This window comes from Mucilaginibacter sp. P19 (genome assembly GCF_050632265.1).
GTDB classification, from domain to species: Bacteria; Bacteroidota; Bacteroidia; order Sphingobacteriales; family Sphingobacteriaceae; genus Mucilaginibacter; species Mucilaginibacter gossypii.
In genome coordinates, this window is sequence record NZ_CP192586.1 from 1,528,712 (window position 1) to 1,553,627 (window position 24,916).

Genomic DNA, 24,916 nt, shown 5'->3' on the forward strand with positions numbered 1-24,916 from the left:
AACAATCAATTTTAAAAATATGAATAAAAAGATTAACCCAAATCTTTTGAGCAGGTTTTTTTAATTCCTGTATTGTTTTTACTGGTTTTGCTAAAACCTTTTATCTCAAATGCTTCGGTAAAAAATATAGTATATAACGCAACCCAAATCACGGGTATTGTTACCGACAGAAACTAATCTTCCGTTACCCGGTGTATCAGTTCGGATCAAAGGGACTGATAAGGGTACCGCAACTAACACAAACGGTAAATATACCATCTCGGTCGAAGAAGGCGCCATGCTGGTTTTTAACTTTATTGGTTATGAGCAGCAGGAAATAACTGTTGGCGGTTCATCAACCATTAACGTTAAGATGAAACCAAAGTCAAACATGCTTAATGAGGTGGTGGCCATCGGTTACCAGTCTATTCGTAAAAGTGATGTTACCGGTTCTATTGCCAGCGTTAAAGCCAGTGATCTTAATCTTTCTGCTCCTTCATTGGGGCAGGCCCTTGCTGGTAAGGTATCAGGTGTACAAGTGTCTCAAACCAGCGGTGCACCTTATACAAGCACTAAAATCAGGGTAAGGGGCGTTGGCTCATTCAATGCCAGCTCTGATCCCCTATATGTAATTGACGGTTATCCGGCCGGTAATGATATCTTCATTAACCCTGATGACATCGAAAGCATCGACATTTTGAAAGATGCTGCATCTGCCGCTATCTACGGTTCACGCGCATCTGGCGGTGTAGTATTGATCACTACCAAAAAAGGTAAAGAAGGTAAAGGCCGTTTTGAATATGATGTACAGACCGGCGTTGATCAGCTTGCCCACAAAGTAAAATTGCTTGATGCCGATCAGGCAGCACTGCTGGTTATCGACGGACGTAACAACGCTTATCATGACCTTTGGGTTAATTCAGGCCATACCTGGAACGATGCCATGTATTCGGATAACAACGTAACCCGCGTTACTAACGTTGGTAACTCGGGCAGTGTGAGCATTCCTAACGGCTTATATGATTTTGCTTCACAAACCCCTATTAAACAAACAGTACATACCGATTGGCAGGACGAGCTTTACCGCAACACGTTTTTCCAGAAACATACCTTGTCTTTTTCAGGAGCATCGAATGGTATTCGTTATTATGTAAGCGGTGCGTATCAAAACCAGCCAGGTATTATTCAATCAACAGGTCAGCAACGTGTTAACTTTCGTACAAATATTGATGGTGATGTAAGTAAACGTATTCATATTGGTGCAAACATAGCTTATACTCAAAACACCAACCAGGAAACACAAGAAGGCCGCTTTGATCATAGCCCAATCCTTGGCGCCTTGATTTATATGCCTTACCTGCCTGCTTATAATGCTGATGGTACTTTACAAACAAACGTTGAAGCTGCCGGTTCATCACAATACGGCTATCAGAGCATCGAAAATCCTGTAGCACTTGCCGAGCGTATTAAAATTAATAGAAAGGGTTACCGTAATACTTATAATGCAAACGTTACTTATAATATTTTGCCTGGTTTTAATTTTAAAACTAACCTTGGTACACAAACCTATACCGAAAAATACGATTACTACTACCCAACCACGATAAGCAGTGGTGCGTTCCCTCCGGGATCTCAGCAGTCAATACTGGCGGCCAATGCACAGGCATCAAACCTTGTTAACGTTGACAGGCTGGCTGAGTTTACGTTGAATTATACCAAACAATTTGGTAAACACCACTTTGATGCGTTAGCCGGTTACACTGCGCAAAAAACAACCAGCGATTACATCAGTGTAAAAGCAAACGGTTTTCAGAGTGATTATGTACCAGAACTTTCAGGTAAAGGTGCCGATGCAGCCTTCTTTAGTTTAAACTCGGCTTCTAAAAGTACTTATACGTTATTGTCATATCTTGGTCGTGCAAACTACAACTGTGCGGGTAAATATTTCTTAACCGCATCGTTTCGTGCCGATGGTTCTTCTCGTTTCGGACCGGCAAATAAATACGGTTATTTCCCTTCTGTGGCCACAGGCTGGAACCTTTCTGACGAGTCTTTCTATCACAATTTCCTTGGCGAACAGTCAACAGTTAAGATTCGTGCAAGCTGGGGTAAAAGTGGTAACTTCAATATCCCTAACTACGCTATCGCACAAACCCTGGCCAGCCCGGTTGGTGCAGTGTTAAACGGTGGTATTGCTACTGCTACATACGCCGGCGGTTTAAAGGATCCTAAGCTAAGCTGGGAAACAACCTCACAATATAACTTTGGTGCCGATATTGGTTTATTTAACGGCCGTTTACAGGTTATCGCCAACTATTACTTAAGTTATTCATATAACCTTTTGTACAATCAGCCAATTTCGGCAATATCCGGCAGTACTACTATCTTAACTAATCTGCACGACTCAAGGATCCGTAATACCGGTTTTGACTTGCAGTTAGATGGTAAGATAATTAATACAAAGGATTTTACATTTGGCGCGAGCGGTAATATTTCATTAAACCGCAACAAAGTAGTTAAACTGCCTGCTCAAAATACCCTCATCATCAACGGTGCCGAGCGTTCATACCTTACCAGTATAACTACCCAGGGCCAGCCTATCGGTATGTTCTACGGTTTCCAGGTTGGTGGTATAATCAACGCTTCTAACTATGGTAAAACTGCTCCATCAGCTTCTCAAACCAACCCTGCCAAAATTGGCGACCTTTGGTTTGTTGATACCAATAAAGACGGTGTTGTGAATGATGCTGATAAAACCATTATCGGTTCACCATATGCTAAATTTACTTACGGCTTCGCCCTTAACAGCACTTACAAACGTTTTGACTTCGGTGCTTCATTCAACGGTTCTTATGGTAATAAGATACTTGACGGGCAGGATTATTATTTGTACAATGGGGAAGGTTCCGGTAACCAGTATGCTAATGTTGCACAACGTTATCGTAACGAAGCTGAACCAGGGGACGGTTCATTTTACCGTGCTTCACGTGCCGGTACGCAAAGTAACAGTACCCGTTTATCAACTTTTTACCTGCAAAGCGGCTCATATCTGCGTTGTACCAACCTTACTTTAGGTTATACCTTGCCTGCCTTCCTGCAGCAAACTTTAGGCCTGAGCAAAGCACGCGTTTTTGCCAGCGTTGTGAACGCATTTACCATCACCAAGTATAAAGGTTATAACCCAGATGTGGATTATAATTATTCAGGCGCTGCTTCAAACAATACTCAGCCTGCCAATCTGGCCCCAGGTATCGATTATGGTACTTACCCGCTGGTTAGATCTTATAACTTAGGTGTTAATGTTACTTTTTAATGAATTTTTTAAAGAGATATTGAGATGAATAAAAAATTTGTAGCCATTGCCTGCCTTGCAGTTGCAGTGGCGATAAGCCCGTCTTGTAAAAAAGACTTTTTAAATGAGAGTGACCCCAACGCTATAACGGTTGATGCCAGCTATAAAACCCCTAATGATGTGTTACTGGCTGTAAACGGTATTTATCAATCGTTACGCAGTGGCAATAATGTAGGCGAAAGCAGTGATTTGTGGACAGATCAGCGTTCGGATGACACCGGTACTCAGGATAACCAGTCAAACGCAGGCGAACCTTTTCAGTTTGGTAATTTTTCGATACTGCCAAGCAATACCTATCTTAAAAATCATTGGGTATCGCTTTATGGTACTGTTACCCGCGCTAACGTGGTGTTGTCGCATATTGATGCTGTGCCGTTTCCGGATAATAGTGTAAAGTTGCAATACATTGCCGAAGCCAAATTTTTACGTGCATTTACTTATTTTGAATTGGTGCGCCTTTGGGGGGATGTACCGTTGGTTACTAAGCAATTATCTTATGCTGAATTGCCTGCAGCTACTTTCCGCGAAAAGCAAGCTGTTGTTTATCAACAGATAGTGGCCGATCTGACAGATGTTATCAATAACAGCCCGCTCCCTAACCTGCAAGCTTCTACCGGCAGAGCCTCAAAAGCGGCTGCTAATTTCCTGTTGGGTCAGGTGTACCTTACTATGGCAACTACCCAGGATCAGGCTAACCGTACAACTAACCTTACCAATGCCAAAACATATCTAATGAATGCTTATAATATGCGTACTTTTGGCACGCTAAACAGCATCCCTTATACTGATGTTTTTGATGTCGCAAAAAAAACAACATGTCCGGAGTTAATCTTCCAGATAGTAAATATTCAGGGTGATGTTAATTATAGCTCTTCAATTGCGGCTAATTTCCAGGCGAAGGGTGAGACTATCAACTCGCAAAAAAATCATCAGGTGCTGGTTATAATGTTACTCATGATTTGATTAATGAGTATGAAACCAACGATCCCCGCATGACTTTCTCTGTTAAATATGCCAATGATCCTATTGTGAAAGACTGGTTTGTTACTAAATTCAGGGATGTGAGCACCAGCGCCGGCGTAAATGGCTACGGCGGTAACGACTGGATCCTGATGCGCTATGCTGATGTGATCCTTTCCCTGGCCGAAGTTAATAACTACCTTGGCGACCAGGCTGCTGCTATCGGCTTCCTTGACCAGGTACGCACACGTGCAGGTATGCCAACTTATGCTGTATCAATGACTAACAGTGATTATGCCACCAAATACCCAACATTAAAGCTGGCTATTTTGCATGAGCGCCGTGTTGAGCTTGCTTTTGAGCATCACCGCTGGTACGATTTGTTGCGTACCTTTAACGATGCAGATCTGGTAGCTTACTTCAAAGCAAAAAAACAAACTGATTTTGGTTTGGCTTCATTGGCAAACTTTACCACTAAAGATCGTTATTACCCGATTCCGTTTGATGAGTACAAACTTGACCCTGTTAAGATGTACCAAAACCCGGGTTATTAATACTGGTATTATATAGAAGGAAGCCGCCTCGTAAGTCAATTATGAGGCGGCTTCTTTTATCATCTGTTAATAGGTATTTATCAAATTCAAATAACATTTCTGTTATGTATTAAGTTTGTTTTGCCTCCGGAAAATATAAAGTGTTGATCTACTGCAAACTTTTGTTTGAGTTTTGTAAGAACTGATTTACCAGAAGCAAATAGTGATGTAGTTATCATTAAGTTTGTGTAGCTCATCAAAGCAAAAAAATGAAAACGGTAACAGTAGAAGATTTTTATAAAAAGGCCGCCGAGCGTACCAACTGCACGGTGGGAGACCTGCTTCCGGCTGATATCAACAAGGAGATAGGGCATTTTAATGTATTTAACCTTAGCGACATCATCGCTATAGTAAAAAAAGACCCTACCCATGTGCCTTACAATCGCAGGCTATATTACAAGATAAACCTGGTAAGGGGCCGAAACATAGCTGAGTATGCTGATAAGGTGATCGATATTGAAAAAAATGCGCTGGTATTTGGTACCCCAAAAATCCCTTACAGTTGGAAACCACAGGATATGGAACAGTCTGGCTATTTCTGTATTTTTACTGATGAATTTTTGGTGCAATCAAAAAGTGGGGTAATATTGGATTCATTGCCTATTTTTAGTCCCGGAGGGTGCCCTGTGTTTATGCTTACTGATGGACAAGCAGAGGAGATCACACTTGTTTTTAGGAAGATGCAGCAGGAAATAGCATCAGACTATCTGTACAAGTATGATCTGATCAGAAATTATGTGCTGGAATTGATTCACTATGGCCAAAAATTGCAGCCTTTTACCAATTATAATAACAGTCATAATGCATCTGCAAGGGTATCATCCCTGTTTATTGAGCTGCTTGAAAGGCAATTTCCAATAGCGTCACCCGATCAAAAGGTGATCCTGCGTACTGCTAAAGACTATGCCGACAGGCTCGCTGTTCATAGTAACCATCTCAATAAGGTATTAAAAGAAAGCACCGGAAAAACAACCACCGAACATATAGCCAACAGGCTCATCCAGGAGGCCCGCATCCTGCTCAAACAAACCGACTGGAATATATCGGAAATAGCCTATAGCCTGGGCTTCGGGCAGTTGTCGCATTTTTCAAACTTCTTTAAAAAGCAAACATCGTTATCGCCGGTTGAAGTACGGAATTTGGTTGGGTGAGGGCTGGCTGCCGATAATTATCTAAATGTGAAAAATGATTGTCGTTAATTTAAAGAGAAGCTGAGCCTATATAAAAAATCGTTGATCATTTGAACGACAGATTAAATGAATTTACCTTGAATAATGGGTATAGGTTTGACAGGGGTGAAGCTAATGATTATGAATAATATCGCAATCGACACAAATATTCTGCTTTACGCCTCATGATTTTTATCCCAAAAAAGCTAAAAATAATAAACCCATTTAAGGCAAAAGGATAATAATATTTCGAAGTAATTATCCCATTTACAACTCATCATCCTGAGTTAAAAGAAAAAGTTTATCATGATTGATAATACTGATCTTTTTGCCATTTGTGCTAATCAGTTTTTCCTGTAACAACTCGTTAACTACCCTGAAAACGGTTTCGTAAGTGGCGCCGGCGTATGAGGCCAGGTCCTGCCGGGTAAGTTCTACATCAATATGGCCTTCCGGGTTTGTACCAAACTGATTTTTGAGGCTTATGAGTGCCTGGGCAACGCGGCCCTTTACCGGCATATGCGCGAGATTACGCATTTTGCGTTCAGCCTCCTGCAGTTCGTCGGCAAAAAATAACATTAGCTGGTAGGTAAACTGAGGGTTTACTTTTAAAGTAGCTTCAAAAAACTCCATATCAATGTAGCATATAATACCTGCTTCCAACGCTGTTGCCGAAATAGGGTAGTGGGTGGCATGTTTACCCAACACACGGTGACCAAAAATGGCACCCTTATTGGCAAAGCGAATAATAAGTTCTTTATCCGGCCCCCATTTTTTATGAACTTTTACATTGCCTTCATAAACAAAGTAAATTCCTTTCACCGGGTCGCCTTCACTGAAAATAACCTGTCCTTTTTTTACATTAAAGTTTTTTTGTTGGCTGCAATTGCAGGCAGCCACTCTTTTATACAGCCCTTACATAAAAGACAGGTTTGATTATCGCACTGGATATTTCTTTTCATTCAAATCTTGATCAATCAGTCAACGTTTTGTTGTAAAAATATCAATGAAAATTGTATTTTTTATCAAAACAATGAATTTTAATTGATGAATTTTTCTATAATTATTGGTTTATATGATTTTAACAATGATAAATCATGTTTTTTGTTAAGCGAAAAGATTAATTATGCTTTTTAAGGTTTGTTTTAAGCGTTTATTTTGTGTGTTTATTAATAAACGGAATCTTGTTTTAAGGGGATGTGCAAAATGCGATGGCTAATTTTAAAAAAGCCTCATATTATCCCATTCTTTACAGCAAACATTACCAGCCCTGCGGTATTTCGTACGCCCACCTTATCTATCAGGCGCTGCCTGATCCCTTCAACCGAGCGCGGACTAAGGAATAGTTGTTTGCCCATTTCATTGGCAGTTTTTTCGGCACAAATTAATTTCAGTACATCCTGTTCCCGTTCGGTGAGTTCAACGCCTTCTTTAAAGGATGGTTTGATATTACCTTTTATCACCAATTTCTTTAAAAGTGCGTTGCTTACTATATTGTTAAAGTAATAGCCTGTTTCGTGTACCGAATATATCGCTTTCCTGATTTCTTCAGCTTCTGCGTTCTTTAGCAGATACCCGTTGGCGCCAATCTCCATTAAATGAATTACGAACTTTTCGTCATCGTACATCGTCACCACTAAAATTTTCATATCAGGATACTTCTTTTTAATGTGTTTGGTAGCTTCCATGCCATCCATAACAGGCATTTTAAGGTCCATGATAATTACATCGGGCATATTGGTTTCAATGCCTTTTATCAGGTCTTCACCATCGCCGGCCTCAAGCATTACTTCCAGGTTCTCATCCTGGGTAAGTCCAATTTTGAGGCCGTCCCTGTATATGGTATAATCATCGGCTATGGCAATTTTAATAGGTTTCATCGCCTTATTTTTGATTGTTATAATGGTTAAATAGTAATCGTTCGGGGGATGCTGATATTAATGTAGTATCCCTCGGGCTTGTGATTGAATGATACCTCGCCTTTCAGCAAAATGATGCGGGTTTGGATAGCTTTGAGGCCAAGGCCCTGTTTATTAAACTTCAGTTCTTCATATTGTGCATGGCTAAGCCCCTTCCCATTATGAAAAATACTAATGTTTAAAGCATCGTGGTTATAAGTTGATGTGATATGTATTTTTTTAGGTCTGGCATGTTTAAGTATATTGTTCATTAACTCCTGCACCATGCGGTATATGCTAATATCATTTTCATTAGCCTGGGTTGTATATGAATCATCAAGATCGGTGGTAATAAATATGAGGTCGTTATTTGTTATTTTCTCAACAAAATGCCTGATTGCTTCATTTAGCCCGAACTCTTTCAGAATACTGGAGTGCAAATTGTGCGAAATACCACGCACCTGTTTAATGGCCATGTCAAGCAGCTCCTGTCCTTTTTCATACCTCGGCTCATTGTTTTTATCAATAACGTTGATCTTTACTCCTTGTAGATGCAGCTTTGATGCCGATAAAATGGCGCCCACTTCATCATGCAGCTCTTCGGCAATACGATGACGTTCAGTTTCTTCACTGCGCACAGCTGCCTCTATCAACTGGTTTTGCTGGGTTTGATGCAGCCTTTGTATTTTTTGCTGATACTGGTATTTCTTACGCTGAAAAAATATAAAAATGAGCAATATACTTGCGAATAAGGAAAGCATAACCGCAATGCCCATAAAGAGCAGGAGCCTGATATCATCATTCGTTTGTTTCATATAACCCTTTCGCTATAAATACACATAAAATGGTATACGTGAAATTGTGGATGTTCCACAGGTTTATGGCAAAATTGTGCAGGCGTATTGTGAGTTCATTGTATAACAAAAAATAAAAAAATTTACAGTGTAGTAAATACCCAGGCCGGTTACTATCCAAAAGTCGGGCTGTTTCTTACCGGGTTCTTCATCGTCGGTTATTTTAAACAGGTAATACTGCATACAATAAAACATCATAATTACCGCCTCAAATGATAGTAATCTGCTGCTCAATTGTCCGTAATCAAAAAAATTTTGATAAAAGCTGAAATTGATAAGTACAAACCCTAAAAAAATATAAGGCGCTATCCTTTTTGTTTTGGACAAAAACTGCTGGTTTAACTTTATAAAAAAAGAGCTAAATAATAACACCCTGATTATGGAGTGTATATTATACAGATAATTATTGGTGTTGTATGGATGCGGTAAAATGGTTTTAAGCTTCCATATGGCGTCAATAGTTACATTAATTGCCAGCGCTGTCCATAAATATATAACAACAGGTTTGTTAAAAGCAGGTTGTTTTTTCTTCAAACAAAGAATGGCCAGGGGAATGAGCAACGCCCAAACCTCCGACCAGTCAGATATACCTTTCATTAGCTGTTCCACTTTGCAGCAGTTTTGTAACGCTATTACATTTTTGCCGGAGGTGATGGATTTGAATCAACATTCCCGGTGTCTGAGTCGCGGTAATCAATAGGTACACCGTTTTTTATAAGGCTGATGGCGTATACAAGGTGCTGGTTGGAAGCTATGATCTTAGGAGTAAAAACCAGGAAGTCATAATCACGTTTTTTTCCGCTATCGGTTGAGATAATTGCCATAATAGCTTTTTTGGTTAGATACGTATTGCCTAAAACCACCGGGCCGGTTAAGTTAACCAGTGTATCTTTTGTAATAGCCAGTGTATCGGGATGCATGGGGTTAAGATAGCCTCCGGCTGTATCCAGAATATATGATACGAGCTGATATGGCTTTTTAACATCATCAACTTGGGGGCTGTAAAACTGAAAAACAAAATTGTCAGTTTTGGCCGAGTCGAGCCAGTGATTAACCTGTGTAGCGGTGTACTTTACCTGGGCAAATTTGCTAGCCTGCCTGCATGAAGTCATGGCAAAAAACAAGCAAATAGTAATCGCGGCAGCGATCGGTCTGAATAAGTTAAAAGGTCGTTTTTTCATGATATAATAGGTTTAATATGCAGGTAATATAGTTGTATTATTTGTATTTTATGTTGGTAATAATAAATTATATAAGTGAGAAATTATTTATACTACTGTGAAAAAATTTCTCACTAATTATTTATTGTTCGCTTCGTTTTCTGCTGATTTTCCTATACCGCAAAGTTAGTAGGTGTGAAATAGTGTGAAAGGGTGTTTTTATGGTTTGTATACGTATAAATACTTATTTTTTTATTCGGTATTTTTTCTCTAATAAGCCTGTTTAAATAAGCGGAGGTTTGTATTGTGATAAGCGAATAAGAAAAACCGGTTAAGAAGCGCCTCGGTTCTGTTCGCTCTGATCAAAGGAGCTAACCCGAAAATCCTTTAAAGAGTAGGGACATTTATTTATCCTAATAACCTTTTTAGTCATGGCAATTAACAGTGAATTTGTCTCCACCTCGCAGGAGATCATCAACATCCAGGTAGTTATTGATACCGATGCAATTACTACCGATTATCCAAACCCAAGTCAGGATCCTAACAATCCAACAGGTTTGCCGCATAACTATATGTATATGGTTGCTACCCGCGGTAATACCATGACCGGATCTGGCGGCGCCGACCTTAACATCAAAGCTGATGTAGGTGATGTTATACGCTGGTATGCAGTATCAGAGTACGGTAACTTTGATTCGGCTGTAGTTATTTACAAGTTAGCATGGTATGCGCAGGATGTAGTATTTGATGGTGAAACTTTCAATGTATATACGCGCACAGGCATTTTGCCAATTAATGGTACCGCTATTCCGGTTGGCTTTTCTACTCAAAATTTTTGGTTTAACCAGGCTACTGTAATTAGCAAAGGCACCGAACAATACAACGTGCAGTTTGCACTTTATGTGCGCCAGCGGGGCGTTGATAATCCGGTATTATTTGGTTACTATTACTGGGACCCAACCGTTACCGTACAAAGCTAATCCAGCTTAAACCCGAATTAAAAGAACAGGCACAAGCCCGGTTTATCATCAAATGATACCAGACTTGTGCCTGATTTCCATTAAACGGCTTTAAAGCTTTTTTATTTGGTTTTACCACTACCTCCTTTACTGTCATCTCCCTCGGGTTGGTCGGTTGGTTTTTCATTTCCAACGGTAGTTGAATCATGTTGCTCTGTTGGCTGGTCTTTGGTTGGTTCGGTAGCCTTTAACCCGGCATAAGTGCCAGCACTGATACCCATCATCAGCAATATATTGTTATCAAAATCGGGAAGTAGATTTGATGATACGGTTTTTTGTATAAAAATTAGCCCGAACAGGATATTGAACAGCACGTTTTGAAGGCGCTGGATATTGATGCTGGTCCTGTCAGATAGGATATCGTGAAAAAAGCCTTCACTATGTGCTTTAGGATCAATCTCCGTTTTGGTTTTTTGGTCATTTTCGATAACCTTGCCCGTAGCCATAGTTGCAGCGCTAATGCCCAGGATAGCCAGCAGTGAGCCTGGGATATCAGGAAGTGCCCCCGTTTCATTACATATATACAGGTAGGTGACCGAAAAAATGACCGTCCAATAAAGAAGTTGTGTGCGGCTCAGACTGTAGTATAAATTGCTGTCATCTTTTAAAATATTGTTTTTTAAGCCCATAGCCAGGAAGCCGGCCATAATAGCGGCCATTATCCATACCCAAACCCGGTTTATTTTCTGTTTAACCTCAAGTTGTGTTTTTATTAATCCTTTGGTTATGTAGCCACCTGAATAGCCCACCGAAAAATAAACCGGGATGCGGGCTTTATCGATGGATTTGCTGGCTAAAAACTGTACGGCCAGGTTCTGTACCGACTCGTCTATTTTGAAATACACGATCTTTTCGTAGTCGTTATTACTCCAAAAAGCAGTTTCTCCTACTTTGATATCGTCAACATACAGGGTTTTGAACGAATCGATTGGGAGTGTGGTTTTGAGCCTGATAGCGATGATCTCATTTAACCTGGCCGAATCTTTTCTTCCGCTTAGGTTGTAAATATTTAATATAGAATCAGGAAGAAGGGCTTTAGTTACTGAATCTTTTTTAACCCTGTTATTTTTTACACTATCGGGGTTTGCAGGCTGAGCATGAACTGCTTCAGAGAAAGCAAGAATAAAAAAACAGCTGTAAATAGTTTAAAAACTTGTTTTTTTAAACAGGGGTTTAGTAACAGCAGTGAAGCTATTACAGCTAAGCATAACAGGAAGGCCATCGGTTTAATAATTGTTGCCTACTCTTTGATCCCTTTTTCGGCACACAGGTATTACTGGTAATCAAATTTAAATTAATTGCTGAACAAAATGAATACCTAATATCAGGTATTTTTATTTTTAATTAATTGGTAATAAGTTAATTGCAGTATTGTTGGCTGCTTTTTATTAATAGTGATTTTTAATGTAAAATCCCCGCTATTGTATAAAATCGGCAACAAAAGGTTAATATATCATTATACTGAGCCCTTGTCACAGAGGTATTTTTAGCCGTGCAAATATCTTGTTGCATATTACCGGTTAATCTATTATCCTGATGAGATCTAAATTTACCTTCACCGCGATTATTGCTGCCTGTTGTTTACTGCCCTGTTTTTTGTATGCACAGGTTAAGCCTGCTGCAAACTTAATGAAGCTTAACGCACAGGAATATCTTGAATATAATGGCATAAACGTAATGCTTGCCCATGATTTTTACCCTGAGGGGCACCAGGGTGGGGTAGGCATTATTCAAAACGGACAGCGTGTAGCTACCAATGGTGATATCAGGCTGGAGCCTACGCCGGGTCAATGGTCGCCTATACCCAAAGTAGGTAAGCGTGTGGTTAATAAAGCTACCGGCGAAGTAAGCGTACGTATGGAGTTCCCCAACCCTGATATGAACCGCCATGGTTTTAACCCTATTATCTATCCGGATCTGAATTTTGCTTATAATATTCGGGTGGTCCCTGCAGGAAAGGCGTTCAGGATCATTGTTGATTTGGATAAGCCATTGCCCGATAATTGGATAGGTAAAGTAGGTTTTAACCTGGAGTTATTCCCGGGGATTTTGTTTGGCAAATCTTATTACATGGATAAGCAATTTGGCATATTCCCTCAACAGGCCGACGGACAAACTTATATCGACAAAGAAGGTGAAACCCAGGTTATGCCCATGGCCGAAGGCAGAAAGCTCACTATTACGCCCGAAACCGATTTGCAGCGCATGACTATCGAAAACCTTTTGGGCGGCAGCCTGCAATTGTTAGATGGCCGGGCCAAGCATAACAATGGCTGGTTTGTAGTACGTTCGTTAGTGGCTAAAGGCGCGTCAAAAGATGCTGTAGAATGGTTGATAACTCCAAATGCTGTAGAGGGCTGGCAATCGCAACCGGTAGTGCAGGTATCGCAGGTAGGCTATCATCCCGCGCAGCAAAAAATTGCAGTAATTGAACTGGATAAAAATGATAAAAGAGTATTGCCGGTTTCGCTGATGAGGATAAATGAAAACGGCGGACTAATAACCGCTTTGAAAGCTACACCCACCATTTGGGGAGATTTTTTAAGGTATCATTACCTGCAATTTGATTTTACAAAGATCACCACACCGGGTATGTACTTGGTGAAATATGGCAATTATCAAACGGAGCCATTCCAGATCAGCACTGATGTATTTAGAAACGATGTATGGCAGCCAACGCTTTCATATTTCCTGCCTATACAGATGTGCCATATGCGTGTTAACGAAAAATACCGCGTATGGCATGGCTTATGCCATATGGATGATGCCCGAATGGCGCCGGTTGATTCCAACCATTTCGACGGCTATATTCAGGGGCATAGTACACTCAATAAATATAAACCGGGCGATAACGTGCCATTTCTCGACCGCGGTGCATGGCATGATGCCGGGGATTTTGACCTGCGGGTTGAATCGCAGGCAGAAACGGTACATGGGCTTACATTAGCTTATGAGGCTTTCGACGTAAGATATGATAACACAACTATCGACCAAAAGAACCACATCGTTGAAATTCACCAGCCCGATGGCAAGCCGGATATGCTGCAACAGATTGAGCACGGTTTATTAGCCATTACAGGAGGCTACCAGGCCTTGGGACGTTTTTACCGTGGAGTTATTGAGCCAACTATCAGGCAGTACACCATTTTGGGTGATGCCGCCAATATCACCGATAACACACCTTTTGTAACCAATGCTTCAAATATTAACCCTGTATTGAAAACTCCCGCGGCGGCTGATGACCGCTGGGTGTTTACGGAGGAAAACCCTGGCCGTTCGTTAGAAACAGCCGCCGCCTTGGCTGCTGCAAGCCGTGTAATGAAGGGATATAATGATACACTTGCTACGCAATGCCTGCAAATAGCACAGGAAGTTTGGAAAAACACACCTGACCAGACTTTGCGCCATCGGGTTGCTTTGGCGGTAGAATTACTCATCGCCACAAAAGATAAAACCTATGCCGATTACCTGGTAAACAATACCGATGCGATAGCCAATAGTATTGATAATACCGGCTGGCTGGTTGGCCGCACCATGGGGTTGATCAATGATGCAAATTATCATGATAAAATAACCGAAGCAGTAAAAAAACTATATGCTCAAATTCAGCAGCAGGGAACTAAAACCCCTTATGGAGTTCCGTATGAACCCAATATTTGGGGAGCGGGGTGGGGTATCCAGAATTTTGGTTATAAACAATACTTTTTATACTCCGGTTTTCCGTCTGTTTTTAGCGACACCTATATGCTGCACGCCATTGATTTTGTGCTGGGCTGCCATCCAGGTTATAATACAGCTTCGTTTGTATCGGGCGTAGGTTCAAAATCAATGACAACAGCCTACGGCTTTAACCGGGCCGACCGCTCATATATTCCCGGTGGTATTACCTCCGGCACGGCGCTTATCCGGCCTGATTTTCCCGAACTGCTTAACTGGCCTTACCTATGGCAACAGGGCGAATACGTTTTGGGCGGTGGCACAACCGACTACCTGTTTTTAGTTTTAGCGGCCGATCATGTTTTAAATAAAAAGTAAGCTTATGAAATTGAAGATCACTTTGCTATCGGCTTTAACCAGCGCCGTGTCGATTGTATTTGCCCAAAATAATCAGGGCGAAAAGCAAAAGATAGCCCATGAAATGCAAATATCCATGGTTGATGAACTGCTTAAGCCCTGGTACCCGGCCGCTATTGATACTGCCGATGGTGGCTTTTTAAGTGCTTTCACCTATGATTTCAAGCCAACAGGTTACCAGGATAAAATAATAGTGACCCAGGCACGCCACGTTTGGAGCAACAGCAAAGCCGCTGAACTTTTCCCCGCAAAAAAATATTATGTAGAGGGGGCCCGCCATGGCTATGAGTTTTTGCGGGATAAATTGTGGGATAAGCAATACGGGGGCTTTTACATTTTTACGGATAGACAAGGCAACCCCAAACAGGGTGGCTTTGCTCCTAAAGAAGCTTATGGTAATTCTTTTGCAATTTACGCGCTTGCAGCATATTACCAGGCCTCGGGCGATACCAGCGCATTAAATTTGGCTAAGCAATGTTTTTGGTGGTTGGAAAAACACGCTCACGATCCGGTTTATAAGGGGTACTATCAGCATATGCAGCGTGATGGAACACCAATTGTAAGGGATGCAACCATAAAATCTACTGCCGAAACGGGTTATAAAGATCAAAACTCATCCATCCATCTGCTGGAGGCGTTTACCGAATTATACAGCGTGTGGCCGAATGAATTGCTTAAAACCCGCCTGAAAGAAATGTTAATGCTGGTGCGTGATAAGATCACTAATGATAAGGGAAATCTTATCCTGTTTTTTCAACCCGATTGGACACCGGTATCTTACCACGATTCTACCCTTGCCGTTTATAAGCAGCATCATAGCCTTGACCATATTTCGTACGGACATAATGTAGAAACGGCTTATCTGATGCTCGAAGCTTCACATGCTTTAGGTATTGAAGGGGATGTCAAAACCTTGCAGGTGGGCAAAAAAATGGTTGATGATGCGTTGGATAATGGCTGGGATAATAAAGTGGGCGGTTTTTACGATGAGGGCTATTACTTTAAAGATAAGCCCGGACTTACCATTACTGAGGATACCAAGAACTGGTGGGCGCAGGCCGAAGGGCTCAACACGCTGCTCATTATGGCTGCCAGGTATCCGCAGGATAAGCACCAGTACTTTGAAAAGTTTAAAACCCTGTGGCAATACACGCAAACCTATCTCATTGACCATGAACACGGCGACTGGTACCAGGGCGGCATAGATAAACAACCACAGTATAAAACAGCTCTCAAAGGCCAGGTTTGGAAGGGAACTTACCATACTTTCCGCGCGCTGATGAACTGTATGATGCAACTTGACCCGGATAAAATACCACCCACCGCGCCAAAGCAGGTAATACTGGTTAAAGCTACCGGTACTTTAAAATGGCAGGCATCTAAGGATAATAAGCGGGTGCTGGGCTATAATATTTACAATAAAGGCAAACGGATAGGTTTTACGCCGTTAAATTATTTTGTGGTGGACAGGAGTTTGGGGGGTAAAGGCAAGTTAACAGTGAGAGCGGTTGATTTGGCGGGTAATCAGTCTGCTTTAAATAAAGCTTTTTAATTTAATAATTAACAGATTATGATAATGTTATTGTGAGTTGGTTAATGTTCAAATTTCTTGATCAGGTTTTTATTAGGGTGCACTTTTGCTTTTTGCTTTCAGCCTTCAGCTTTTGAAAGTGACTACGGTCATTTTTTTAACGCACCATGATCATGTTACAGGTAAACTGTATCAGCCATCTTTGTATCATTAAAAGATAACAATCATGGCAACTTTAAAAATAAATGCTCCTGAATGGACAGCTGCAAATACCAGTACCGTTAACACCGCTAATACTAAAGCCGGCAACAATACATGGAATAAGTTAATGGCCTTTGCCGATAGCCAGGCATCTAATAAAACAGTTTGGTTCATGTTTTCACTTGTTTCACAAGGTGTGCTCTTTTTACCTGTACCTGCTTTCCTGCTGTATTATTACAATGCTCCGATAATAGTACTGGTAGTAACTCTTGTGTTATTCTTTGCCAACATAATAGCCGGAATGGGCGGCTCCGGTATCCGTACACTGCTTGGTTTTTTCGCGTTCAGCGTTCTGGTCCATATTACCATGTTGCTTGTATTTATGCTGTAATATAGCTTATTGACCCCCTGATTTAATATGTGCTGAAAAGTCGCCGGTTTGCCGGCGGCTTTGTTGTTTTAAAAAGGAGTGGATAGGGGATGAGTCAACAAAAAGGGGATTGTGCACAGCACAATCCCCTTTTTGTATTTTGTAAAATGTAATTAAGCGTAAGTAACACTTAAAGTAATTGGTACGCTCAGTGCTTTTGAAATAATGCAGTTAGCTTTGGCGCCTTCGGCAATTTCTTTGAATTGTTCTTCAGAAACACCATCAATTGCCGATCCTTTTATTTCTAAATGGATGCCTGTAACTTCTAAAGCCTGCATATCAAGGTCAAGAATTGCATCGGTAGTTAAATCATTAGGAGTAAAGCCTGCCTGGGTTAAAGCAGCGCCAACGGCCATAGTAAAGCAGCCTGCATGAGCAGCAGCTAATAACTCTTCGGGGTTAGTACCGATGCCATCGGCAAAGCGGGTTTTAAATGAATACTGGGTTTTGTTTAATACAGTGCTCTGGGTAGTGATCTCTCCCTGGCCTGCCTGTAATGTACCGTTCCAATGGGCGTTTGCTGTACGTTTCATAGCGTGTGGTTTTTGTTTTTTGGTTATTTAGTCCATAGACCATAGTCTATAGTTTTATTATTATTTAATCCATAGGCATGGTCAATGGTCCATAATTTATAGTCTTAATAAGTGCAGCTTCTATGGACTATCGACCATAGACTATTGACCAATTAATGCCATTTAGCGCGTTCATACTGAACAGGCCATTTTATTTCCTCGCCAAGCTCATGTGCCGCGCGCAGGGCAAAATGTGGATCACGAAGCATTTCCCTTGCAAAAAACACAAGATCGGCGCGTTCGTTTTCTATAATTTCATTAGCCTGGTCCGATTTGGTGATCAAACCTACCGTACCTGTAAGTATACCGCTTTCTTTTTTAACTTTTTCGGCAAATTCAACTTGATAACCCGGTGTTAACGGGATTTTAACATTTGGTATGTTGCCGCCTGTTGAGCAGTCAATCAGATCAACACCTTTTCCTTTTAAAATATTGGCTAATGCAACAGAATCACCTGCCGTCCAGCCGCCTTCTACCCATTCGGTTGCCGAAATCCGTACAAACAGCAGGTTCTCTTCAGGCCAAACTTCCTTAACACTTTCAATTATTTCGAGGAGTAAACGAATGCGGTTTTCAAAACTTCCGCCATATTCATCTGTACGTTGGTTACTGAACGGTGAAAGAAATTGATTGATCAGGTATCCGTGTGCACCATGCAATTCTATCACTTGAAAACCGGCGTCAATGGCCCGTTTAGCAGCGGCTTTGAAATCGGCTTTTACTTTTTCAATGCCCGCTTTATCTAAAGCTATGGGTGGTTCTTCATTTTCAAAAAAGAAATGGTACTTGCCGAAACACTTTGCCAGCCGTTTGGCTGATCGGCAGGGGCCTGTTTACCGCCGTTCCATGGTTCCTGGTGACTTGCCTTACGCCCTGCATGGGCCAGCTGTGTGCCCGGAACAGCGCCCTGAGCCTTTATAAAATCAGTGATCTGTTTTAGTTTTTCAACATGTCTCGTCTTTATATAAACCCAGATCGGCGAAGGTAATGCGGCCTTCGGGTGATACCGCGGCGGCTTCGGTGATAATTAACCCGGCACCGCCTGTAGCAAAGCTACCAAGGTGTACCAGGTGCCAGTCGTTGGCAAAACCATCCTGGCTTGAATACTCGCACATAGGCGATACTACGATGCGGTTTTTTAGTTCGATGTTTTTTATTTTAAGGGGAGAGAATAGTGTAGACATGTTTTTTGTTTTTGCAAATATGCGTACTAACAAGCAGTGTGTATGTACTGTTTTTGTAAAATGATATTGCAGTGAGAGGAAAGAGGCGTTTTGTGCCAGGCGTAATTGTCCGAATCAGAATTACAGAATTATTCAATTTTCAGAATAAGGTCATTCTTTAATAGCGCAGGTTGTGCTATTTACTAAAACGTTACATTTACCGCCATGTTTACCATTACTGCACGCCTGGCAACTTTTAATGATATCCCCGAATTGCAGCGGCTGATCGCTCTTTCTGTTCGTGGATTAAGCACTAATTATTATAATCAGCAGCAAATTGAAAGTGCTATTAAGTACATTTTTGGAGTGGATACTCAATTGGTTACCGATGGTACTTATTATGTAGCCGGAATAGACGGCGTTACCGTAGGCTGTGGCGGCTGGAGCAAACGCAATACTCTTTACGGTGGCGATCAGCATAAAGAAATTGAAGACCCATTGCTTGATCCCAATCATGATGCTGCCAGGATCAGGGCTTTCTTTGTTCATCCGGATTATGCCCGGAGGGGTATAGGTAGTTATATCATAAAGGTTTGCGAAACTGCTGCACAAAACAACGGCTTTAAAAGCCTGCAATTAGGGGCCACATTACCCGGTGTGCCGCTTTACGAAGCTATGGGGTACAAAGCCATAGAAAATATTGATCAGCCGATGCCCGATGGGGTAATATTGCCTTTGGTTAAGATGTTTAAGGTTTTATAGGCGTGGGTTTCATATTAAACCCTCCGTTTCAGCGTTATAGCTTTGAACCAAGCCCGCAATCATGTCCAGGAAAATATTGACGGTAATAATCTTATTAATGGCTGTTACCTTAACACAGGCGCAAACTGTTGAAGATACCTACAACAAATACCTCGACTTTAACCTGGCACGTTTACAGGGAGAGCAGGATAAGGCAATGGACTTTTCCCGGCAAATTATGCAGGATACGGCCAGGCTATCAGTCAAAGTAAAGATCAATTTTTTCAATTCACTGGCCAGGCTTTATGAAGATGATAATCAAAGTGTAAATGCGATACCCTTATACGAGCGCGTAGTTGCTGCCGAACCTGATTATTATGTGGCCCACCGGGCTTTGGGGTACTTGTATCTCAAAAATATCTCCGATGCTGATAAACCTTTAAATAGCCCATCTACAGATGCCGAATACGTTAAGGCTGTAAAAAAAGCCCTGCCTCAATTGGAGAAGGCGCAGGCCTGCGATGCTGACGACAATACTTTAGCCCTGATTAAAACGCTTTATAAAAACATAGGTGATGATGCCGGGTTGACTGGACTGAATAACCGGTTAAAGATTTTGAAAGGAAAGTGTGAGGATATTTTGGGTGATTAATACAATATATATCAATAGAGAGGAGCTTGCCGGGATAGTGCCATAGGCGCGACGTGGAAATCTCTTCGCTTGTAAAGGTGTTATGTTTTGAAGTATCTGTATAGCAAGCGATTGCCACGCTATCGCTTGCTATGACAAGGTTTGGTTAGCGCACCCTACTTTTGCCTAAAGCTATCACCAATAAACGCTAATGCATCGGTGATGCCGGTGCGCCAGTAGGTCCAGTTGTGGGCTCCGTCGCGGATGCGGAATTCATGTGGCACTTTCTTTTCTGTAAGGGCTATATGCAGCAGGATGTTCCCTTTGCTTAGCGCGTCATCATCACCGCAATCTATCCAGTAGCGCACATTTTTCAGATCATCGGTTGTTTTGCTTTGTACCAATCCCATTATGGAGTTAGCCTGCCAGGTAGCATTAAGGCGTTCTTTTCCTTTAAGATCGGGGCCAAATACCTTGCTATATACATCCTTCCAGCGCTCGTCGGGTATCGCCATAAAATCATCATCGCCACGTACCGCAGCACTCAAAGCCGCTGCTGCCGAGAACATATCGGGATGTTTAAGGCTATATACCAATGTGCCAAATCCTCCCATGGATAAGCCCGCCACGCCGCGGTATTGTTTAGTACCTTTTATACGGTATTCTTTTTCGATAGATGGTATAAACTCCTTGAAAAAGAAGTCCTCATAGTTTAGTTTCTCCTTGTATGCATTGATAAAGAAGCTTGTGCCCCCGTCGGGCATTACAATGATCATCGGTGGAATGGTACCATCGGCAATAGCTTTATCGGCATAGCGGTTAACTTCACCAAATTGCAGCCAGCCGGTATGGTCATCCCCATAACCATGCAACAGGTATACTACGGGGTAGGTCCGGTTTGATGTTTCATAATCAGCAGGGAGGTATACTGTGTATTTTACATTATGATTTAAAATATCGCTTTTTATATATTGCTCTTCAATCACCTTGCCGGTAGTTTGCGCAAATACATTTGCCGAAATCAGCAATAAACAAACCAGCAAAATCCTTTTTATAATACTCATATTCTAATTGATTCAATTAATCGTCATTTACACATCCGCATATCTGAAAACAGCGCATCTGCTACTTTTGCCTGAAACTATCACCAATAAATTGCAGTGCGTTGGTGATCCCTGTACGCCAGTAGGTCCAGGTGTGGGCGCCATCGCGCATGCGAAATTCATGCGGTACATTTTTTTCGGTAAGGGCAATATGCAACAGGCAGTTGCCTTTGCTCAGAAAGTCGTCGTCGCCGCAATCTATCCAGTATCTTACAGATTTTAACTCATCGGTAGTTTTGGTTTGCACCAGGTTTAAAACCGAATTACTTTGCCAGGCATTGTTAACCCTGTCTTTCCCCTTTAAGCCCCGGCCGTAAAGCTGTGCAAATATTCTTTCATAAGTATCATCAGGAGTGCTTACGAGCTGATCGTCAGGAAATACAGCGGCACTTAAGGCCGCACCGGCTGCAAACAGATCGGGATGTTTAAGTGTATAGATCAGTGTTCCGTAACCGCCCATCGAAAGCCCTGCAATGCCCCGGTATTTTTTTCGGCCTTGATGCGCAACGCTTTTTCAATATGAGGCATAAACTCTTTGATGAAAAAGTCTTCATATTTTTCCTTACTGTCATAAGAGTTGATGTACCAGCTCGAATCGGCATTTGGCATTACAATGATCATCGGCGGGATAGTGCCATCGCTAATAGCTTTATCGGCATAGCGGTTAACTTCGCCAAATTGCAGCCAGCCGGTATGGTCGTCGGTATAGCCGTGCAGGAGGTAAACTACAGGGTAGGTGCGGTTGGCCGTTTCATAATCCGGAGGTAGATAAACTGCGTAGTTTACATTGCGCTTTAAAATTTTGCTTTTGAGGTTTTGCTCTTCAAGCACCTTGCCCTGCTGTGCAAATAAATTGAAGCCGCTTACCAGTAGCAGGAATAAAAAAACGGGTTTAAGTATTTTCATAGTGTGGATGTTTCAGGTTTAAAAATCAAGGGCCTTTCCCTGCTGAGGATATACCAGGTTTAGGTTCAGTTTATTGGCAGCTTTTAACTGAGTTTTGATTTTGCTGATACTTGTCATTGGCGGCTTTAAATGAGTTATTACAATGTTTAAGCCTTTTATAGCATCTGTGCCGGTAAACGAAGCCAGTTTATCCATCTCGGCCATTAACCATTTTGGCGTAAGGTGACCAAACAATGTTTTATCCGGCTGCTCATTAGGGAAAGATACCTCTATTAAAATAGCCTTTAATTTTTTGCTTTTTATCAGCGGAGCAGCGGCCTGCCACAGGTTTTGCATGTTGTTGCTTTTTTCTATCTCGTCGGGGCCTGTATCACCTAAATAAAGCAAATAATTGTTATTGCTATTAACCAAAAAAGCAGTACTGGTTAAATTGGAATGACTGAGCGGGAAAGCCCGGACCTTAAGCTCGGTATTTTCGATAGCTGTTTCGGTACCGGGTTCCAGTACTTTATAGTGATATTTTTTCAGTGCCGGTGTTTCACCCTGGTCGGCAAAATTGGCCCAGCTTTTCCATGTAAAATAGTGCGTCTTTATCGTTTCAATACAATCATTAAGTGCATAGATGTTTTTGGTGCTGTCCTCGGGCGAATTAATAATGAGCCCGGCAATATGGTCAAGATGTGGATGGGATATAAAATAGCCTTTAATATACTGCCTGAGCACAGCATTGCCGGGTACATTAAAGCTTTTACACGTTACAGCTTTTTCAATGCCATAATGGATTGTGCCTGCATCAAGGCAGATGTAATTATTACTGCCTTTGGGTGCAAGCATATAAGCCGATAAGTTACTTTCATCAATACCCCCTAGCACACCTAAAGGTACCAGCCTGAAAGTTGAGGTCTTTGGAGTTTGAGCAACCAAAATTACAGGAAAAAGGAAAATATATAAAAATGGCAGTAATTTATACTTGAGGTTCATTTCAGGCAGATTTAGCTTTAGTATGCTACGCTACTAAATTAAGGATATGCATAAATAATTAAAGTAAAATGCCGCCTGTTTTTATGAACAGTCACATTACATAACGCGTTTTAAGGCATCGTTCACAAAAAAATTTGCGAACAGGAAGCCAAAACAGGGTGATTTTTAATAACAGGCCGCGCTTACGCCTGGTTTTTAAAGGCTCATTACATTTTTTACACCTGTAAATAGTGCGTGGCGTATATCTTACAATTTCCATTGTTAGGGGGAGCAACAGTTTCTGCAAAATTAAAGTTCAGTGTATTTAAACGAAAGGTTACAGGTTTGGGTTTGCCTTTTTTGAGAATTTATTCTGTTTTCATGGTCTTCGCAGCAGGTTTTTTATATTCATAATCGCCACCTAACAGATACCCCCACGGTTTAAGTGTTTCAATGCGGTCAAATATGATCTTGAATATGGCAATAACAGGAATAGAAAGGAACATACCCGAAAGGCCCCAGATCATTTCGCCTAAAATAATGCCTATAAAAGAGATGAGAGCATTGAGCCTAACCTTTGAACCAACTATAGTGGGCAGCAAAAAATTAGCATCAACTGCGTGAATGCCTATAACACTAACAGCCACCGCTACAGTGTTGCTGATACTGCCTGTAGCAAAAGTTATAACAGTACTTAAAAGCAAGGCAGTGAAGATCCCGATGTATGGAATAATATTGAAAAGACCGACTATAATGCCCAGCAAAGCGGCATATTTTATACCTATCATCCAAAAAACAGTAATGGCTACGCCGGCAACTATTACCATCTCCAGCAGCAGGCCTAAAATGTATTGCCTCAAAATGCTTTGAATATTTTCAACGATATCCATTACTACATGCTCGTTTTCGTCCCTGAAAACCCATACTATAAAACGAATGAGCAAACGCCTGTATAACAGTATAAAAAAGGTGAAGATCATGATGAACACATAAAACAGCATGATTGATGAGATGGCCCCAAAAGTAGTGCCTAGTACATCAGTGCCCGACTCCATGAGTTTTTTGGCGGTGTCATCAACATAGGCCATTTGTTTGGCGGCGTTAACATGAAACGCATGTTGGATCCATTCCTGCAGGTCCCGTATGGATTGCGTAACCTGTTTTTTAAGCATTGGCCAGTCGTTAGCCATGTTTGAGATCTGTGACCCTACCAGGTAGAGGATCCCCCCAACAACACCAACCAATAATAATATAGAAACCAGCGATGCCATGCTGCGGGGTAATCTCAGCTTATTTTCCAGAAAATTACAAACGGGAAGCAACAGTATGGCGAAAATAAAACCAAAGATCATGGGATCAAGCAGATCCTTACCCATAATAATCAGGTAACCCAGGGCCATAAAACCAATAAGTACTAAAGCAAGACGTTCGTAAAATGGAGCGATGAGTTTTTTTGTTGGCATATGGGGCAAATGTAGAGGTATTTATGAAGGTTTAACACGTAATTATTTCAGAAGTTTGAAGATAAGTAATAATCGGGAACAGACCCGGTGAAAAATGCGAAAGGTTTAAATCATGCCGGATTGAGCAGCAGTTGCAGTTTTAAGTAGCAACAGGAAC

At 41.5% G+C, this 24,916-nt stretch carries 25 protein-coding genes; 11 read left to right on the forward strand and 14 right to left on the reverse strand.

What is annotated here, in order from left to right; genetic code table 11:
* Positions 1-157 precede the first annotated feature (157 nt).
* The 4 genes from ACQ86K_RS07120 to ACQ86K_RS07135 all read left to right on the forward strand — a co-directional run bounded on the left by ACQ86K_RS07120 (position 158) and on the right by ACQ86K_RS07135 (position 6,035).
* Positions 158-3,292, forward strand: coding sequence for a SusC/RagA family TonB-linked outer membrane protein (locus ACQ86K_RS07120; RefSeq protein WP_431200072.1), 3,135 nt, complete (start codon positions 158-160; stop codon positions 3,290-3,292).
* Between the two features lie 24 nt (positions 3,293-3,316).
* Positions 3,317-4,294: a RagB/SusD family nutrient uptake outer membrane protein gene (locus tag ACQ86K_RS07125; protein WP_431200073.1), complete on the forward strand. Its 978-nt coding sequence runs from the start codon at positions 3,317-3,319 to the stop codon at positions 4,292-4,294.
* On the forward strand, positions 4,291-4,845 hold the full coding sequence (locus ACQ86K_RS07130) for a RagB/SusD family nutrient uptake outer membrane protein (protein ID WP_431200074.1): 555 nt from the start codon (positions 4,291-4,293) through the stop codon (positions 4,843-4,845). The genes ACQ86K_RS07125 and ACQ86K_RS07130 overlap by 4 nt, the downstream gene beginning before the upstream one ends.
* 248 nt (positions 4,846-5,093) lie before the next feature.
* Positions 5,094-6,035: a helix-turn-helix domain-containing protein gene (locus ACQ86K_RS07135; RefSeq protein ID WP_091163088.1), complete on the forward strand. Its 942-nt coding sequence runs from the start codon at positions 5,094-5,096 to the stop codon at positions 6,033-6,035.
* Positions 6,036-6,320: 285 nt separating this feature from the next.
* On the opposite strand, the gene ACQ86K_RS07140 is transcribed toward ACQ86K_RS07135, so the two are convergent.
* The 5 genes from ACQ86K_RS07140 to ACQ86K_RS07160 form a co-directional block, all read right to left on the reverse strand.
* The gene (locus ACQ86K_RS07140) at positions 6,321-6,953 is read right to left on the reverse strand and encodes a Crp/Fnr family transcriptional regulator (RefSeq protein ID WP_431200075.1); all 633 of its coding nucleotides are present in this window, start codon (positions 6,951-6,953) and stop codon (positions 6,321-6,323) included.
* A 332-nt stretch (positions 6,954-7,285) separates the two neighbouring features.
* Positions 7,286-7,933: a response regulator transcription factor gene (locus ACQ86K_RS07145; RefSeq protein WP_090523305.1), complete on the reverse strand. Its 648-nt coding sequence runs from the start codon at positions 7,931-7,933 to the stop codon at positions 7,286-7,288.
* Positions 7,934-7,959: 26 nt separating this feature from the next.
* Positions 7,960-8,766 carry a sensor histidine kinase gene (locus tag ACQ86K_RS07150; RefSeq protein ID WP_091163090.1) on the reverse strand — a complete coding sequence of 269 codons (807 nt, stop codon included), beginning with the start codon at positions 8,764-8,766 and terminating at the stop codon, positions 7,960-7,962.
* A gap of 63 nt (positions 8,767-8,829) precedes the next feature.
* Complete coding sequence (locus tag ACQ86K_RS07155; protein ID WP_431200076.1) at positions 8,830-9,402, reverse strand: hypothetical protein; 573 nt, start codon at positions 9,400-9,402, stop codon at positions 8,830-8,832.
* A 35-nt stretch (positions 9,403-9,437) separates the two neighbouring features.
* On the reverse strand, positions 9,438-9,986 hold the full coding sequence (locus ACQ86K_RS07160; RefSeq protein ID WP_143020689.1) for a hypothetical protein: 549 nt from the start codon (positions 9,984-9,986) through the stop codon (positions 9,438-9,440).
* Between the two features lie 410 nt (positions 9,987-10,396).
* Between ACQ86K_RS07160 and ACQ86K_RS07165 the strand changes: the two genes are divergently transcribed.
* The gene (locus ACQ86K_RS07165) at positions 10,397-10,945 is read left to right on the forward strand and encodes an inclusion body family protein (RefSeq protein WP_091163093.1); all 549 of its coding nucleotides are present in this window, start codon (positions 10,397-10,399) and stop codon (positions 10,943-10,945) included.
* Positions 10,946-11,046: 101 nt separating this feature from the next.
* Here the strand turns inward: ACQ86K_RS07165 and ACQ86K_RS07170 are convergent, their stop codons facing one another.
* On the reverse strand, positions 11,047-11,829 hold the full coding sequence (locus ACQ86K_RS07170) for a hypothetical protein (protein ID WP_431200077.1): 783 nt from the start codon (positions 11,827-11,829) through the stop codon (positions 11,047-11,049).
* A gap of 691 nt (positions 11,830-12,520) precedes the next feature.
* Here ACQ86K_RS07170 and ACQ86K_RS07175 point away from each other — a divergent pair.
* The 3 genes from ACQ86K_RS07175 to ACQ86K_RS07185 all read left to right on the forward strand — a co-directional run bounded on the left by ACQ86K_RS07175 (position 12,521) and on the right by ACQ86K_RS07185 (position 17,181).
* Entirely contained in the window at positions 12,521-15,019 is a 2,499-nt protein-coding gene (locus tag ACQ86K_RS07175; RefSeq protein WP_091163095.1) for a glycoside hydrolase family 9 protein, read from the forward strand.
* A 4-nt stretch (positions 15,020-15,023) separates the two neighbouring features.
* A complete protein-coding gene (locus tag ACQ86K_RS07180) occupies positions 15,024-16,610 on the forward strand; it encodes an AGE family epimerase/isomerase (RefSeq protein WP_091163096.1) in 1,587 nt (528 codons plus the stop codon).
* Between the two features lie 205 nt (positions 16,611-16,815).
* Positions 16,816-17,181, forward strand: a complete 366-nt coding sequence (locus ACQ86K_RS07185) for a hypothetical protein (protein ID WP_091163097.1) — start codon at positions 16,816-16,818, stop codon at positions 17,179-17,181.
* Positions 17,182-17,333: 152 nt separating this feature from the next.
* On the opposite strand, the gene ACQ86K_RS07190 is transcribed toward ACQ86K_RS07185, so the two are convergent.
* Both ACQ86K_RS07190 and ACQ86K_RS07195 read right to left on the reverse strand, forming a co-directional pair.
* Entirely contained in the window at positions 17,334-17,753 is a 420-nt protein-coding gene (locus ACQ86K_RS07190; protein WP_090523343.1) for an OsmC family peroxiredoxin, read from the reverse strand.
* A 152-nt stretch (positions 17,754-17,905) separates the two neighbouring features.
* Complete coding sequence (locus ACQ86K_RS07195; protein ID WP_431200813.1) at positions 17,906-18,544, reverse strand: hypothetical protein; 639 nt, start codon at positions 18,542-18,544, stop codon at positions 17,906-17,908.
* Here ACQ86K_RS07195 and ACQ86K_RS07200 point away from each other — a divergent pair.
* Entirely contained in the window at positions 18,477-18,713 is a 237-nt protein-coding gene (locus ACQ86K_RS07200; RefSeq protein ID WP_431200078.1) for a hypothetical protein, read from the forward strand. The genes ACQ86K_RS07195 and ACQ86K_RS07200 overlap by 68 nt on opposite strands.
* Before the next feature lie 23 nt (positions 18,714-18,736).
* Here ACQ86K_RS07200 and ACQ86K_RS07205 read toward each other — a convergent pair whose 3' ends face one another.
* On the reverse strand, positions 18,737-18,976 hold the full coding sequence (locus ACQ86K_RS07205; protein ID WP_431200079.1) for a hypothetical protein: 240 nt from the start codon (positions 18,974-18,976) through the stop codon (positions 18,737-18,739).
* Between the two features lie 204 nt (positions 18,977-19,180).
* On the opposite strand from ACQ86K_RS07205, the gene ACQ86K_RS07210 reads away from it, so the two are divergent.
* Together ACQ86K_RS07210 and ACQ86K_RS07215 are read left to right on the forward strand one after the other, a co-directional pair.
* The gene (locus ACQ86K_RS07210) at positions 19,181-19,717 is read left to right on the forward strand and encodes a GNAT family N-acetyltransferase (RefSeq protein WP_091163099.1); all 537 of its coding nucleotides are present in this window, start codon (positions 19,181-19,183) and stop codon (positions 19,715-19,717) included.
* Between the two features lie 97 nt (positions 19,718-19,814).
* Entirely contained in the window at positions 19,815-20,348 is a 534-nt protein-coding gene (locus ACQ86K_RS07215) for a hypothetical protein (RefSeq protein ID WP_091163100.1), read from the forward strand.
* Between the two features lie 155 nt (positions 20,349-20,503).
* On the opposite strand, the gene ACQ86K_RS07220 is transcribed toward ACQ86K_RS07215, so the two are convergent.
* The 5 genes from ACQ86K_RS07220 to ACQ86K_RS07240 all read right to left on the reverse strand — a co-directional run bounded on the left by ACQ86K_RS07220 (position 20,504) and on the right by ACQ86K_RS07240 (position 24,759).
* Positions 20,504-21,391 carry an alpha/beta hydrolase gene (locus tag ACQ86K_RS07220; RefSeq protein WP_091163101.1) on the reverse strand — a complete coding sequence of 296 codons (888 nt, stop codon included), beginning with the start codon at positions 21,389-21,391 and terminating at the stop codon, positions 20,504-20,506.
* A 61-nt stretch (positions 21,392-21,452) separates the two neighbouring features.
* Entirely contained in the window at positions 21,453-21,890 is a 438-nt protein-coding gene (locus tag ACQ86K_RS07225; protein ID WP_431200080.1) for an alpha/beta hydrolase-fold protein, read from the reverse strand.
* Positions 21,869-22,336 carry an alpha/beta hydrolase gene (locus ACQ86K_RS07230; protein ID WP_431200081.1) on the reverse strand — a complete coding sequence of 156 codons (468 nt, stop codon included), beginning with the start codon at positions 22,334-22,336 and terminating at the stop codon, positions 21,869-21,871. The genes ACQ86K_RS07225 and ACQ86K_RS07230 overlap by 22 nt, the downstream gene beginning before the upstream one ends.
* Before the next feature lie 18 nt (positions 22,337-22,354).
* Complete coding sequence (locus ACQ86K_RS07235; protein ID WP_091163103.1) at positions 22,355-23,317, reverse strand: MBL fold metallo-hydrolase; 963 nt, start codon at positions 23,315-23,317, stop codon at positions 22,355-22,357.
* A gap of 347 nt (positions 23,318-23,664) precedes the next feature.
* Positions 23,665-24,759: an AI-2E family transporter gene (locus ACQ86K_RS07240; RefSeq protein WP_091163104.1), complete on the reverse strand. Its 1,095-nt coding sequence runs from the start codon at positions 24,757-24,759 to the stop codon at positions 23,665-23,667.
* Positions 24,760-24,916: the final 157 nt, after the last annotated feature.